The organism is Aliinostoc sp. HNIBRCY26 (assembly GCF_050235535.1).
Classification (GTDB): domain Bacteria; phylum Cyanobacteriota; class Cyanobacteriia; order Cyanobacteriales; family Nostocaceae; genus Trichormus.
Window position 1 is genome coordinate 4794181 of record NZ_CP189852.1, and the last position, 16071, is coordinate 4810251.

At 41.8% G+C, this 16071-nt stretch carries 11 protein-coding genes; 7 read left to right on the plus strand and 4 right to left on the minus strand.

The features are described from left to right. The first annotated feature begins 112 nt into the window (after positions 1-112). Positions 113-394, plus strand: a complete 282-nt coding sequence (locus ACQFX9_RS20310; protein ID WP_236144374.1) for an Npun_R1517 family heterocyst differentiation transcriptional regulator — start codon at positions 113-115, stop codon at positions 392-394. A gap of 723 nt (positions 395-1117) precedes the next feature. On the opposite strand, the gene ACQFX9_RS20315 is transcribed toward ACQFX9_RS20310, so the two are convergent. The 3 genes from ACQFX9_RS20315 to ctpB form a co-directional block, all read right to left on the minus strand. Next, positions 1118-1813 carry a response regulator transcription factor gene (locus ACQFX9_RS20315; protein WP_236144373.1) on the minus strand — a complete coding sequence of 232 codons (696 nt, stop codon included), beginning with the start codon at positions 1811-1813 and terminating at the stop codon, positions 1118-1120. A 57-nt stretch (positions 1814-1870) separates the two neighbouring features. Continuing rightward, positions 1871-2848, minus strand: coding sequence for a glycosyltransferase (locus ACQFX9_RS20320; RefSeq protein WP_427158031.1), 978 nt, complete (start codon positions 2846-2848; stop codon positions 1871-1873). 223 nt (positions 2849-3071) lie between these two features. After that, on the minus strand, positions 3072-4409 hold the full coding sequence (gene ctpB, locus ACQFX9_RS20325) for a carboxyl-terminal processing protease CtpB (protein ID WP_427158033.1): 1338 nt from the start codon (positions 4407-4409) through the stop codon (positions 3072-3074). Positions 4410-4734: 325 nt separating this feature from the next. Between ctpB and ACQFX9_RS20330 the strand changes: the two genes are divergently transcribed. Beyond that, positions 4735-5433: a YdcF family protein gene (locus tag ACQFX9_RS20330; protein ID WP_427158035.1), complete on the plus strand. Its 699-nt coding sequence runs from the start codon at positions 4735-4737 to the stop codon at positions 5431-5433. A gap of 158 nt (positions 5434-5591) precedes the next feature. Here the strand turns inward: ACQFX9_RS20330 and ACQFX9_RS20335 are convergent, their stop codons facing one another. Then, positions 5592-6047 carry a hypothetical protein gene (locus ACQFX9_RS20335; protein ID WP_427158037.1) on the minus strand — a complete coding sequence of 152 codons (456 nt, stop codon included), beginning with the start codon at positions 6045-6047 and terminating at the stop codon, positions 5592-5594. Between the two features lie 159 nt (positions 6048-6206). Between ACQFX9_RS20335 and petN the strand changes: the two genes are divergently transcribed. The 5 genes from petN (at position 6207) to ACQFX9_RS20360 (ending at position 16010) form a co-directional block, all read left to right on the plus strand. Beyond that, a complete protein-coding gene (petN, locus tag ACQFX9_RS20340) occupies positions 6207-6293 on the plus strand; it encodes a cytochrome b6-f complex subunit PetN (RefSeq protein WP_103136549.1) in 87 nt (28 codons plus the stop codon). A 4-nt stretch (positions 6294-6297) separates the two neighbouring features. Further along, entirely contained in the window at positions 6298-6462 is a 165-nt protein-coding gene (locus ACQFX9_RS20345; protein ID WP_192881692.1) for a hypothetical protein, read from the plus strand. Positions 6463-6706: 244 nt separating this feature from the next. Then, positions 6707-8755, plus strand: a complete 2049-nt coding sequence (locus ACQFX9_RS20350; RefSeq protein WP_427158039.1) for a GAF domain-containing sensor histidine kinase — start codon at positions 6707-6709, stop codon at positions 8753-8755. A 261-nt stretch (positions 8756-9016) separates the two neighbouring features. Next, positions 9017-10369 (plus strand): ATP-binding protein, encoded by a 1353-nt coding sequence (locus ACQFX9_RS20355; RefSeq protein ID WP_427158041.1) that lies wholly within the window; start codon positions 9017-9019, stop codon positions 10367-10369. 112 nt (positions 10370-10481) lie between these two features. Then, on the plus strand, positions 10482-16010 hold the full coding sequence (locus tag ACQFX9_RS20360; protein ID WP_427158043.1) for a ribosome assembly protein 4: 5529 nt from the start codon (positions 10482-10484) through the stop codon (positions 16008-16010). The last annotated feature ends 61 nt before the right edge of the window (positions 16011-16071 follow it).

Consider the following 16071-nt stretch of genomic DNA (forward strand, 5'->3'; position numbering starts at 1 on the left):
TGAAAAAACATTCTTAATGTCAGCAGAGTGGATTCAAAAAAAATATAAAGAACTTTGTCTGGAGATATCGCTGTCTACCTCGTAACCACCAAGTACAGGAATCCTCAAAACTATGAACTCGAAAGCATTACCACGTCAGATAAATAATATCGAAGTAGGGGTTTATGATTGCGAAATACATCTAAAGTTTCGCCTGATTGAAGAGAAAAGTTTATTAGGCGATCGCGAACAACTGCTGCAAGTGCTGCTAGATGCTTTAACAGAAGGCTCTGACGATTTCTTAGAGATGCTACAAGCATCTGTAAAAGCGCAGGAAGTGACGGAATTTAAAGCTTCACCACAAATGCGTCGTCAACTCATGCGTTTGCGTAATGCTGTTGATACTACTCCGTAATGAAATATCCAATGGCAACAGGAGTAATGTAAAACTAAGAATTAAGCAGGTTTGTTAGGCAGTTTCAACTTATTTGAATTGAGCAAATTTGCCTATTTAATCTCAGTGATGAATCTAGTAGTTGTATAATCCAACGCCTAGACTATAAACTTCAACTTCAGCTTGAAAAAAAAACTAAATTGAGCATCTACAAGTGAATTTTAACGTTGGCACTAAGTAGATTATTTAGTGCTGAATAATGCAAACATACTTAACTTCCAGTTGGTGTCATAGTTTTGGAAGATGAGCATCTCAAATTAATTTATCTAACCAGGGTTTTACTTCATTGTGTAGGTATTAATTTAGTCAAGTAACCTATCGGTAATAATCTATTATTTCAGATTGCACTGAATGTAGTTTTTGAATTCAGTAATTATGTGGGTTGATAGGGACTGCCAATTGGATAATTTATTTTCTGGAAGTCCCTAATACCAATCTTGGATTTTGGATTAAAAGCCTAGATTCTTTTTCTATTCCAGAATGTCGAAACAATACTATCTATCCCAATTCGGTATCACATCTAAAAATAGGAAGGCTAATTGCACCAACTTTGAGATTGCCGAGATAAATATAACAATACCCCTCCTATAGTCCTCTTCTGGTAGTTGAGGGTTACGGGAGGGGTAACATTAATTCAAAATACCCTACGGGAATCGAAAGCTACAAAAATCAGAATTCACAATGTCAATTAGCTAGTCCATGTTCTAAAGCAAAACGCACTAACTCTGTACGGCTGTTAGTACCCGTCTTACTAAATAAGCGACTCACATATTTTTCGACATTTCGCACGCTTGTTTCTAAACGACGGGCGATTTCTTTGTTCATCAGTCCTTCAGCAACCAAGTTTAAAACGCTTTGTTCCCTGGGTGTCAGGTCGATTTTAAAGGGGGCTGGAGATTGAGAAATTGCACTTTTTTGGGTCAATAAAGCTTTAATTTGGGCAATTTGATGAGCTAGTTCGGCAATATCGGGGGTTTCGCTATCTTCACCAAGACTTTGCGGTTTGGCGGTGCGGCGAGTCAGTAAGTTCTCTACAATGGCGATTAGTTCATCAGGGTCGAAGGGCTTAGGAAGATAGGCATCAACACCAGCTTGATAGCCTTGGATGCGATCGCTAGTCATACCTTTTGCTGTTAAAAATACCACAGGCAGGGATTGAAAGCGGGGGTCTTCTCGCAATTGCTTCAGAAATTGATAGCCATCAACTTGGGGCATCATAATGTCAGAAATGACCAAATCAGGCGTATTTTGCTGCATCAAATCCCAGCCTTCGCGGGCATTACTGGCGACTTGAACGGCGAAACCGCTTTCTTGTAAATATTCTTTCACGGCTTCCCGTAATCCAGGTTCATCATCTACCAGTAATAATTGTGCTGACATCGAAACATTTCCTTATGGTCTACCTGTCTCCAATTTAGCGAATCCTTGATCTAAAATTCAAATTTCCTCCAGCCATGCAATTGTTTTAGCTGCTTCTGGTAACTGGGCGTTGCGTTGTCCCATTGTTCTTTGTCTGGCAGTGTATAAGCTCAAGGGAGTATCTAATAAATCTACCAGTGTGGCTTGACCTGCGATCGCTCTCACACTATTTTTGGGCAAGTCTTTGAGTAACCACCGCACTAAACGATAACTAATATCCTTGATTTTCGTATCTGGCATGAGGTCTATGCCATGTAGTTCATGTAAGTAACGATTAGAACGCCCGTAGCGTCGCCACTGACTGGCTAATTCTCGGAGTGTCATCCGGTGGCGGTGCTGTACAATTGCGTCTGGGGCAAATTCTAATTTACCAAGATTGGCTCGCAAAATTCGCCAGCAAATGTCTGCATCTCCACCAGTGGTGAGATAGGGACGAAATAAACCTGATTGGGCGAAAACACTCCGACGTATTGCTAAGTTAGCAGTCTGACCGTAAGGGCAAAATGGATGAGCCAGGGTGTGTTTTTGCGAAAGAGTGGCTTGGCGTTCTGCGTGTTCTTCTAAAAGTGTTGTACCTGGCAGTGCTGTAATTTCCCCTGCCACAATTACTACATTTTGGTTGACAAATGGCTTAATTAATGATAATAGCCATTGCGGTTGGGGACGACAATCCGCATCGGTAAAAGCGATAATTTCGCCCACAGCCGCCCGAATTCCTTGATTACGAGCCGCATAAGAGCTTTGTATTTGATTTTCACTCAAGGGGCGAATGGTAATTGGGCTATGAAGTGCGGTGGTTTTGAGAGCGTCTAAGGTGCGATCGCGACTATTATTATCTACTATTAGGTACTCTACCTTGTCTGGCGGGTAGGTTTGAGATACCAGACAATTAATTAAATCTGGTAAATCTGCTTCACCGTTATAAATAGGAACAACCACCGAAACCATTGGCAAAAAGCTGGTAGCGGTGGCTGCATCAAGTTTTTGATCATTCATGATGAATAAGGGTGTGGGGTATAGGGGTATGGGGGTGTAGGGGAGGAATTAAAGATGTTTTTAACCCATCCCTAGTCCCTAATCCCCAATCCCTGACTTAGTATTCCCGATTCACCATCATATAACGGTCTTGTGAGGAGCTGGTTAAGGCTCTAAGGGTAGAAATTGAAAAACACTGATATATGAACAACACCTGATATATAGATATTCAATGCACGGATGTTTAATATTTCAAGTCTTGGGCGCGGACACTTAAAGGCCGGGATGTCTGACCGACGGAAGATTGGGCAAAGCTATTAGTAGATAAAATAGCGATCGCTCGGCTGTATTGAGGATCGTTTGGTGTACCGATCAGATTAGGATTAGAAGCTAGTAGACGTTCTTGAGCTTCTGTCAGGTCTAATTTAATGTCTGGCGTAATCCCTTTATGGTTGATATCTGTGCCATTGGGGGTGTAGTAGTGGGCAATAGTGACAGCTAACCCAGAACCATCTGGTAATTCATGGACAGACTGCACCAAGGCTTTACCGAAGGTTTGACTACCAACTACCACTGCGCGTTTATTATCCTTGAGCGCGCCTGTGAGAATTTCGCTAGCACTGGCGGAATTTCCGTCTACTAATACGGCTAAAGGTAGTTTGGTTAAAGCGGTGCGGTTAGCTTGTGTATCTTCATTCATGCCTTTGCGGTTGACTGTACGTACAATCCCGCCATCATCTAACCACATCCGGGCAATTTCAATGCTAGCTTGTAATAATCCGCCTGGATTACCACGTAAATCTAAGACAAACGCATCAACTTTTTTACCGTTTAAATCACGAATCGCTCGTTGCATTTGTTCAGCAGCATGGGAGCTAAATTCACGTAACCGAATATAACCGATACGGCGGTTGCCTTCTTGCTTGACGGAGGAAAAAACGGTTGGAACTTCGATGGTGGCTCTTGTCAACTGCACATCAAAAGCACTACGGCCGCTACGTCCTAGACGCAGGGTAATTTTGCTGCCAGCCTTACCGCGAATTAGTTTAGAGGCATCATCTATTTTCATAGACTGAGTAGAGTTGCCATCAATTGCCAAAATTTCATCCCCTGGTTTAATGCCGGCTTTCAATGCGGGGGAATTTTCTATGGCTTCGACAATAGTCAGTCGCTTGGTGCTTTCGTTAATTTCCATCCGAATGCCGATCCCAGAGACTTCCCCAGAGGTTTGATTGGTTAAGGCTTCAAACTGAGAGGGAGTCATAAACCGAGTGTATGGATCGTTTAGCTGTTGTAAAGCTTCCCGAATGGCTATATACGCCTCTTCTTTCGATGAGTAGTCTTTGCTTAATAGACTTTGCCTTGCTGCTAGCCAGTTTTTTTGATTAAATGTGCCGTCAACATATTCGCTATTGACTATTTGCCATACTTGGTCAACCAATGCTTTAGGACTATCTTGGAGTGCAGCACGAACACTCCGAGTCCAAGCAGGGCCAAATACGGATACTGTGGCAGTTGTGGCGATCGCTCCTCCAATCAGAGCTACTTGGAGCAGCGAGTGACGTTTCGCAGATTGATTCATGTATATCAGCAGGAATTTACGGTGGTGTTGACAGTTTAGCAATCAGGCTTTTAGAAGTTTTTTAAGTTTTTATACTCAACTTGCAGCTACGCTTCCCTCATAATTTTCCCCTCTGAATCATGCTAGGATCTTGCCTTGATTTTGTGAAAACTTGTGAGTGGACTTTTTTACCTTGTTTGCTAATCTAATTTAACTTTGTGACAATAGTGTGACAGTTATATAACCGTCTTATTTACACCCTATATTAATTTCCTAAGATAGCATTTCATCGTTAAAAATGCCGGTTTTTTTCAACTAAGTTAATCAGCTGTTTTGTCCTAATAACATGAGACACAACTTTAGCAAGAATTCCCCGATTATCCAGGGTAGTAAATTCCGCAAACAGTTGCCGTTGTTACAAAAACTGGGTTTAGCTCTATGCTTGTTACTGGGGATTTGGTTAATTATTATAGCTACTAACCTAGTTGTCGCTTCCACAAAACCAGCCGATGCCTTTTTTGTCCTGGGTGGCAGCATTCGCCGTGAAATTTATATTGCCCAAATAGCAAAACAAAATCCACAGATTCCTATTTTAATTTCCCAAGGTTCTAAAGACCCTTGTATATGGCTAATTTTTCAAAGAGAAGCCGCAGATTTAGAAAACGTGTGGTTAGAAAAATGTGCTAATTCTACCTTTGACAATTTTTATTACGGAATCCCAATTTTACGGAAATGGGGAGTAAACAAAGTCAAACTGATTACCTCCCCTACCCACTTACCCCGCGCCCAATGGATGTCACAAATTCTTTTTGGAGCGCACGGCATTTGGGTAGAAGTTGAAGCGGTGGAAGAGTTTGGTGTCCCTGGTAATCGTGAAACTTGGTTAAAAACCGCACTCGATATTATACGTAGTCTACTGTGGGCTGTTTTGAGTCAATTTATTCATCCCCAATGTTCTAACATCACTCAACTGAGTGATGTAGATATACAAGCTTGGCGAAATCAGGGTTTTAAGTGTGAACGCCAAGGGAATTTAGGTTTATAGGCGAAGATTTGGGGATTGGGGATTGGGGATTGGGGGCATTAGATTAAGGTAGGGAAAGAAATCTTAACTAATGACTAATGACTAATGACTAATGACTAATGACTATTGACTAATGACTATTGACTAATGACTATTGACTAATGACTATTGACTAATGACTATTGACTAAAAGGCTTTACCCAAGCAAATTTAATGGCGGTGTCGATCGCGATCGCGGCGATCGCAAACCATAATATACTCTCACCTACTAAGACTACGAAGGCTAAAAGGTGGGTGTAGGTGTTGAATGCTTCCGTTTGACTTAAGCCTCGCACTAAACCAAAGGCTAGTACGCCACCAGAACTTAAGTGCGGATTTTGATCGGTGCGGATGATGTAGCGGTAAGTGACTCCGAATAGTAAACCAGAAAAAGCGGCGATCGCACCACTCAAGAACCAATACCAGTTGAATTCTCTTTGCAGACTTACGAGTATAGGAAAAGACTTGGCTAGCACTAGGGTATTGACAAGACTAGTGATTAAAAAAGCAAAACTTAAAGACAAAGCCCCAATAATTCCGGCTTTCAGGGATTCTAAACGTTCTGCAAGGTATTGCTGATCTAAAATTCGGTTCATATCTGAATTAAGTATTAGGTATTAGGGATTGGGGACTAAGGATAGGGAAGAACATCAATATCAAGATGAAAAAAATTGCCCAATCCCCAGTCCCCAGTCCCCAGTCCCCAGTATGATAAATATTAGAGACGTTTTGTAAATAATTTCCAAAGTAAAACTATGATTTTGACATTGGGTTGGGTATCACTGTTAGTTGTGTTTACTTGGTCAATTGCAATGGTAGTATGGGGTCGTAACGGACTGTAGAGGCATGGTAGAAAATCCATTCCTGGGTATTTTGGCCTTAGTTGCCTTGGTGCTGTTATTAGCAGTCACTGGCGGTGTTGGTTATTTGACATTGGCAGAATGGCGCGATCGCCGTCTGCGAGATAACGAAAAACGCGACTTGCGACGCAGTACCCCTAAACGGCGATGATTCTCTATGAGGAAAAGGCAACTGTCAAAAATGCTGATTTTGTAGTCTTTTCCTATACTGTAGACGGTAGTTTAATCACTGCCATGCTTGACTAAGCATTAACACAACGCAGTTTTTTTCAAGAATATTCTCGTAGGGACACGGTATTGGCTTATCGTGTCCCTCACTTTTTAATTAAGAGGTAAACAATCAAAATCCACAATTCCCTGTTAAATACCCTGCTGTTTTGGGGAATTCTAAGATTATGACTCAATGTAAAAATTACCGAGAGAGTATGAATGAAGCTTTGTCTAAAGTAATAGCCCAAATCCGTGAGTCTTTGGACATAGATACCATATTCAAGTTTACGGTGACGGAAGTGCGTCAATCGCTGAACACCGATAGAGTTGGGGTGTTTCGGTTTTATCCTGGTTTGGAATGGAAGGGCGAATTTGTCTATGAAGATGTGGATCAGAAGTTGAGTTATCCATCAATCGCAGAATTAGACAGTTGCGATTTAATCGAGGAATTTGCTCAACTTGATCAACAAGGTGCAATTAACGCCATTGCTGATGTTTCTCATTCCGGTGTCAGTCACTACCAAATTCAGATGCGAGAGAATTTGCTAGCCTGCGAAAATCTGGCTGCACCTTTGATGAAGGGTAAGGATTTGTGGGGGTTTTTGTGTATTTGTCGGTGTAGTGAGCAACGAAAATGGGACACATCAGAAATTGAGTTTGTGAAATTAATCGCTGAACATTTGGGGTTAGCTTTACAGCAAGCAGAATATATAGAAAAAGTTCACAGTCAATCAACACAACTAGCACAGGCCAAAGCCCAAGAAAAAGCCATAGAATGGCAAAAGACGATCGCGATCGCTATTGAAAAAATTCGTCAGTCCCTTGATTTAGAAACAATTTTCCGTACTAGCACCACAGAAATCCGAAAATTAATCAATGCTGATCGTGTTGCTATTTATCGCTTTAATGAAGATTGGAGTGGGGAATTTGTCCATGAATCTGTAGCAGATGGTTGGATTTCTCTTATAGATGAACAGTTAGAACGACCAGAACTCAAAGATAATGTTAGTAGTTGTAGTGCCAAAGATTTAGCTCAGGCTCCGGTTGTCGATAGTTATTTACAAGATACAGAAGGTGGTCGTTTTAGCAAAGGGGAAGTATATCGCGTTTGTTATGACATTTACAACGCTGGCTTTAGTGATTGCTATCTCAATGTATTAGAAATTTATCAGGCTAGAGCCTATGTGATTATTGCTATTTACCACGGTCAAAGACTGTGGGGTTTGTTAGCAGTTTATCAAAACTCAGGCACTCGCTGTTGGCAAGAAGATGAAGTGTATTTACTCACTCAAGTCGGTACTCAATTGGGTGTAGCCTTACAACAAGCAGAATTACTCGCAGAAACTCAACGCCAAAAGGAAGAAATTAGCCAAGCCCTCAAAGAATTACAAGCAACTCAAAGCCAGTTAGTTCAAGCTGAAAAGATGGCAAGTCTGGGACAATTGGTAGCAGGAGTAGCCCATGAAATTAATAATCCGATTAATTTCATCTACGGCAATATTAGCCATATTAAGGAACACACAGATAGCTTATTAAAATTACTCTCTTTGTATCAAAAAAATTATCTAGAGCCATGCTCAGAAGTGCAAGAAGAGTTAGCAGAATTAGATTTTGATTACATTGCTGATGACCTACCGAAAATTATCAAATCCATGAGGATAGGTGCAGAAAGAATTGCTCAGTTAGTTTTATCATTGAGGACTTTCGCTCGTTTAGATGAAGCAGAAATGAAGCCTATTGACCTACATGAAGGTATTGAAAGTACACTGCTAATCTTACAACATCGGCTACAAGCAAAAAATAATCTGCCAGCCATCAAAGTGATTAAAGAATATGGCGATTTACCTAAAGTATTTTGTTATGCAGCACAGATAAATCAAGTATTTATGAATCTGCTCAATAATGCCATTGATGCTTTAGAAGAGTCTATAAACTCAGGTAAGGTTATTGTCGAACCCAAAATTGTAATCTCAACTCAGGTAAATGATCACCAAAGAATCGTGATTTCTATTGTTGACAATGGCTGTGGTATTCCAGAGAATTTTCACAGGCATATTTTTGAGCCATTTTTTACGACAAAGCCACCAGGAAAAGGTACAGGCTTAGGGCTATCTATTAGCTACAAAATTATCGTTGAAGAACATGAAGGACAACTGAGTTTTAATTGTATTCCTGGACAGGGGTGTGAGTTTTGCATAGAAATTCCTATGCAGCCGTCAGTTATAGTGAGTTAAAAAATATACAAGCACCTTAATGGCAAGGGAGTAATTGCGGAGGGGAAAGACAGTGTTTTGCAACAGATAAATGGGATAGTCTATTCTCTGGAAGTCCCTAAAGCTTTTACTGACGATTTCAGTGTTACATCTGTTGCTTGATTGTGGATAATTGGGTAAATTCTAAGAAAAACTGAAAAATTTTAGGAAAAGGGTGTAAAAAATTTTATTCTGGTAATCAAGCTTGTGCAACGTGGCGATGTCAGCTAGATTACCAGATTTATGGCTATAGATTTACGGGCATTCTTTAAAGCAACAGACCCTAGTCGGACTCTGTTCATTCAAAATAGTTTAGATAGTAAGTATTACATTGACTTCTCATCGGTGCGTGGTGGGGACATTATTCAAACTCTCAAAAAAAGAATTACCTTTTTTCAGCCAGATGAGCCTACTTGCACATTATTTACCGGACACATTGGCTGTGGGAAATCTACCGAACTGATTAGACTCCAGGGAGAATTAGAAAGGTTAGGCTTTCATGTGGTGTATTTTGAGTCTACCGATGACTTAGAAATCACTGATGTGGGTATTGCTGATGTGCTGCTGGCGATCGCTCGTCGTATTAGTCAAAGTCTCGATAAAATTATCTTGGAAGATACCAACAAGTTTAATGCTCTGTTGCAAGGTGCGTTGAACTTGCTCAACGCCGAGGTGACGGGAGTTAAAGCGAAAGTTCCCGTAGTGGGTGATGTGGGTTTTAGCGCGGAGAAGGAAAAACTCTCCCTATCTATGGGTATTGGGGAAATCACCACCAAGATTAAAAGCGATCCTAAACTGCGGGAGAAAATCAATCAATATCTTGCACCGCAGAAAATTCAGCTATTAGACGCTATTAATCAAGAATTATTGCAGCCGGCTATTAATAAACTCAAGCAGCAAGGTAAACAAGGACTAGTCGTGATTGTCGATAACCTTGACCGCATAGATAATAGTCCCAAACCTTGGGGAAGACCACAACAGGAATATTTATTTGTAGACCAAGGTGAATATCTCACCAAGCTGGATTGTCACCTAGTCTACACCATGCCATTGTCTTTGAAGTTTTCCAATGATTACGGCACATTAACCCAGCGATTTCACGATGACCCCAAAGTTTTGCCGATGGTGTCTGTAGTGTATCCTGATGGCAGTATCCATCAAGAGGGGATGGGGTTAATGCAGCAGATGGTATTAGCCAGAGCCTTTCCCGACTTAGAACCAGCAGCACGCTTAGAAAAGATTCCCGAAATTTTTGACAGTGTTAGCACCCTAGAGCGTTTATGTATCATGAGTGGTGGTCATGTGCGGGATTTGCTCAGGCTGTTGAATAGCTGGATTATGGAAGAAATGTCACTTCCCCTCAGCCGCAAAACCCTAGAACAAGTGATACGTTCTCGCCGCAATGAAATGACGTTACCCATTTCTGAGTCAGAATGGCAATTGTTAAGAGATGTCAAGCGGAATAAAAGAGTCAGCGACGACGATGGATATCAAAAATTAATCCGCAGTCGCTTTGTGTTTGAATATCGAGATAGCGGCGAGTCGTGGTTTGATGTTAATCCCATCTTGGCTGAGGCGAGGGAGTTGAATGGTTAGGGGTGTGGGTGAGATAAGGGAGACAAGGGAGACAAGGGAGACAAGGGAGACAAGGGAAAGCAGGGGAAGAAAAACTATTGACTATTGACTGTTGACTAATGACTAATGACTAATGACTAATAACCAAGAAAATAGCGATCGCTCTATTGCACAATTAGCTTGGGCGATTGAAAATAGCGTCGGACAGTTCAAGCTGATTTTGGCACGGTGTAATTATGGTACACTGCGCGATCGCTTGATTGCTAGATTGCAGGAAGTCTGTCAAGTTGATATTCAAGTTTTGATAGTCCAGCAGTCTCATAGGACTCTGTTCACCGCCATTCAAGAAACCTTTGGCGAAAACATCTCTGGCTGTGTGATGGTTGTCGGCTTAGAGACTGTGCAGAATTTATCCCAGATGTTAACTGCTGCTAATCAAGTTAGAGAAGAATTTCGGCAGCATTTTAACTTCCCTTTGGTAGTGTGGATTGATGATGCCATCTATCAACAATTCATGCAAATTGCACCAGATTTAGAAAGTTGGGCAATTACTAAAAGCTTTGAAATTAACAGCCAAGAATTAATAGATTTTATTATCAACACTGCTCATCAATGGTTTAATAATCAACTCAATTTAAATTTCTATGAATATCGGAAATTAGAAACTGAATTAACAGCAGCCAAAAAAGAACTAATAAATGAAGAAAACCCCTCTCCCAACCTCTCCCCTACAAGGAGAGAGGCTTTTCCTGTTCCCCCTTCCCTAGTAGGGAAGGGGGTTAGGGGGTTAGGTCAATCCTCCGAACTTAATGCTTATATAGAATCATTATTAGGTTTAACCCAGCAAATCAACAATAATAAAGATGCAGCTATTCAGCATTATCACACAGCTTTAACCCTGTGGCAGCAAAGCAATAACCTAGAATGGCAAGTAAAGATTCTCGGAGAAAAAACCTTTTGTGCTTATCTCGAAGCAATTAAACAACAAGATAGAAAACATCCAACTTGGCAAGCGACAAAGCAATATATTGACGAGTATATTCAACTAAGCACTCAAATTAACCGCCCAGATATTATTGCTCATTCTCTAGAAAAAATCGGTGATGTTCTGCAAGAATTAAACCTTTGGCAACAATTAAAAACCTTTGCCCAACAAGCTTTATCTATTCATCAAAATAATAACCAGCAAAGGAAATTAGCTAGAGATTATGGATTTTTAGCGGAGGTGGCTTTAGCTACATCACACTGGCAAGAAGCAACGGACTTCGTTAAACAGGCATTAGAAATTATCTCGACAATTCCTAGTGAGTCTTTAGATAATCGATTAGTCAAATCTGTACAAACTTACGACTTAAACTTATATAAATTTATCTTGAGTCGCGCTCAATATTATTTGGGTAATACTCAAGATGCAATCCGTAACTTAGAAACTGCCAAAGACGGGGCAAATCCCCAAGAAGATATCCGACTTTATATTAAGATTCTCAATCAATTACACAAATTTTATTTTGAACAGAAAGCATATCTCAAAGCTTACAACATTAAACAGCAACGACGCTCGATAGAACAACAATTTGGCTTACGGGCTTTTGTTGGCGCAGGGAGATTAGAAGCTAGACGACAAACATTGCTAGAGACGTTACATACAACATCTCATATATCCCCAGAAATTTCAGCCTCCGGTCGTCAATTAGATGTAGAAAGATTAATCGAACGCCTCAATGATGATGAATATAAATTAATAGTTATTCACGGTCAGTCTGGAGTTGGTAAAAGTTCCCTTGTCAACGCCGGTTTAGTTCCAGCCTTGCAACAACAATCAATTCGTGGCAAAGATAATTTAGTCATCGTCATGCGGGTTTATACCAACTGGGTGGAAGAATTGGGGCGGCTGTTGGGATTGGGGATTGGGAATTGGGGACTGGGGACTGGGGACTGGGGATTGGGGACTGGGAATGTTGGCGTTTTGAGTTCGGAAGTTGACACTTCGAGTTCAGAAGCTCACACTTCGAGTTCAGAGGTTCAAACTTCAGCTTCGGAAGTTGACACTTCGAGTTCAGAGGTTCAAACTTCAGCTTCAAAAGTTGACACTTCGAGTTCGGAAGTTGACACTTCGAGTTCGGAAGTTGACACTTTGAGTTCGGAAGTTAACACTTTGAGTTTAGAAGTTGACACTTCGAGTTCAGAAGCAGAAAATTCTCATTCAAATCTTAATTCTTCCCCTGCCCCCCCTGCATCCCCTGCCCCCCTACTCCCCTCCTACCCTACACCCCTACACCCTTACACCCCTACACCCCTACTTCCCTCTTCCCTCCTCGACTCATTGCGCGAAACAGAACAAAACAACCTCCGCACGGTGCTAGTTTTTGATCAATTTGAGGAATTTTTCTTTGTTTACACTGAACCTGCACAACGTAAGCGGTTCTTTGAGTTTCTGGGGTCGTGTCTAGAGATTCTTTCAGCGAAGGTTATTTTATCCTTGCGGGTTGATTACATCCATTATTTGCTGGAATGTAATGATTTACCTAGTTTTCAGATTATTGGTAATGACATTCTCAGTCATCGTGTGCTTTATAAGTTGGGTAACTTCTCACCCAAGGATGCAAAATCAATTATTCAGCGTTTAACTGCAAATACTAGCTTTCAATTAGAGCCTGATTTAGTTGATGCAATGGTAGAGGACTTAGCCGGAGAGTTGGGTGAGGTGCGTCCCATTGAGTTGCAAGTGGTGGGGGCGCAATTGCAAGCTGAGAATATTACTACTTTAGAAAAATATCGGCAGTTCGGCACTAAACAAGACTTGGTGCAGCATTATTTAAATGAAGTTATTCATGACTGCGGGGAAGAACATCAGCAGTTGGCGGAAATTGTGCTGTTTTTGCTGACTGATGAACAAGGGACGCGTCCTTTAAAAACTCGTGTGGAGTTAGAACGGGATTTGCAGCCATATTTTGCGTTTAGTGATGATGAATCTGGGGAGATCCCCCCAACCCCCCTTAAAAAGGGGGGCAAATTTCTGCAAGTTCTCTCAACTCAGCTTAAAAAAGGAGAAAATAAAATCAAAGTCCCCCTTTTTAAGGGGGATTTAGGGGGATCAAATGATTCGCGTACAAACAGTTTAGATTTAGTATTAGAAATTGTTGTTAAATCAGGCTTAGTGGTGTTGCTACCAGAAAACCCAGCCGACCGTTATCAACTGGTACATGACTATTTAGCCAACTTTATCCGCCAGCAAAAAGAACCGAAGTTAAAACAGGTAATGGCGGAACTAGAAAAAGAGCGAGAACAACGCAAACAAAGTGAAGCTAAACTGAATAAATTTCTCAAACGCGCCTTGTTTGGCTCGGTGGCTGTAGGTATAGGAATGGCGATTTTAACTACTTTAGCAGTGCAGAAAGCATTCGAGGCACAAAGAGAGAAACAAAATGCTGAAATTAATGAAATTAATGCTTTCAATAATTCTTCAGACACATTTTTTGCCTCTAACCAGAACCCAGATGCTTTGGTAGAAGCATTGAGAGCAGGTGACAAGCTTAAACGCACAGACTGGAAACAGGAAGTCAGCAAAACCAAAATGCAAACTACGGCAACCTTACGCCAAGCAGTTTATTTAAAACCAGGGGAAAACAAAGAAAATCGTAGCTTTGAAGTTAATACCTTAGAAGGTCATAGCAGTGTGGTCTATAGTGTAGCCTACAGTCCCGATGGCAAATACTTAGCTTCCGCAAGTCGGGACAAGACGATCAAAATTTGGGATATCAGCACAGGGAAAGCTGTGCAAACTCTCCGGGGTCATAGTGATTTTATCTATAGTGTAGTCTACAGTCCCGATGGCAAATACTTAGCTTCCGCAAGTTGGGACAAGACGATCAAAATTTGGGATATCAGCACAGAGAAAGCTGTGCAAACTCTCCGGGATCATAGCGATTTGGTCAATAGTGTAGCCTATAGTCCCGATGGCAAATACTTAGCTTCCGCAAGTTCGGACAAGACGATCAAAATTTGGGATATCAGCACAGGGAAAGCTGTGCAAACTCTCCGGGATCATAGAAGTCAGGTCTATAGTGTAGCCTACAGTCCCGATGGCAAATACTTAGCCTCTGCCAGTGTGGACGAGACGATCAAAATTTGGGATATCAGCACAGGGAAAGCTGTGCAAACTCTCCGGGGTCATAGCAGTCAGGTCAATAGTGTAGCCTACAATCCAGATGGCAAATACTTAGCTTCCGCAAGTTGGGACAAGACGATCAAAATTTGGGATATCAGCACAGGGAAAGCTGTGCAAACTCTCCGGGGTCATAGCAGTCAGGTCAATAGTGTAGCCTACAATCCAGATGGCAAATACTTAGCTTCTGCCAGTGTGGACAAGACGATCAAAATTTGGGATATCAGCACAGGGAAAGCTGTGCAGACTCTCCAGGGTCATAGTAATTCGGTCTATGGTGTAGCCTACAATCCAGATGGCAAATACTTAGCCTCTGCCAGTGTGGACGAGACGATCAAAATTTGGAATATCAGCACAGGGAAAGTTGTGCAAACTCTCCAGGGTCATAGTAATTCGGTCAATAGCGTAGCCTACAGTCCCGATGGCAAATACTTAGCCTCCGCCAGTTCGGACAAGATGATCAAAATCTGGGATATCAGCACAGGGAAAGTTGTGCAAACTCTCCAGGGTCATAGCAGTCAGGTCAATAGTGTAGCCTACAGTCTCGATGGCAAATACTTAGCCTCCGCAAGTGATGACAAGATGATCAAAATCTGGGATATCAGCACAGGGAAAGCGGTACAAACTCTCCAGGGTCATAGCAGTCAGGTCAATAGTGTAGCCTACAGTCTCGATGGCAAATACTTAGCTTCCGCAAGTGATGACAAGATGATCAAAATTTGGGATATCAGCACAGGGAAAACTGTGCAAACTCTCCGGGGTCATAGTAATTCGGTCTATGGTGTAGCCTACAGTCCCGATGGCAAATACTTAGCCTCCGCCAGTTCGGACAAGACGAGCAAAATTTGGGATATCAGCACAGGGAAAGTTGTGCAAACTCTCCGGGGTCATAGCGATTGGGTCAATAGTGTAGCCTACAGTCCCGATGGCAAATACTTAGCCTCCGCCAGTTCGGACAAGACGAGCAAAATTTGGGATATCAGCACAGGGAAAGTTGTGCAAACTCTCCGGGGTCATAGCGATTGGGTCAATAGTGTAGCCTACAGTCCCGATGGCAAATACTTAGCCTCCGCCAGTTCGGACAAGATGATCAAAATCTGGGATATCAGCACAGGTCAAGCTCTGAAAACTCTCTCTGGTCATAGCAATGCGGTCTATAGTGTAGCCTACAGTCCCGATGGCAAACACTTAGCTTCCGCCAGTTCGGACAAGACGATTATTGTATGGGATTTAGATTTCGATAATTTATTAAACAGTGGTTGCGACTTGCTCAACAATTACCTCATCGCCCATCCAGAGTTGTTACAGGAGTTAACATCATGCCAAACACCAGCGCGGTTAGTTCCAGCCGCCACAGTCTTAGTCATCCAAGGTGAGGAGTTGGTGCGAGGTGGTGATATTTCCGGCGCAGTTGCTAAGTTCCGTCAGGCGCAGCAGTGGGATAAGCGTTTGCAATTTGACCCAGAGGCGAAGGCGCGGGAGTTGGGGAATAAATGAGTTATACCATTTTGGATTTTAGATTTTGGATTTTGGAATGCTTTACTGGTGATACCGTTTC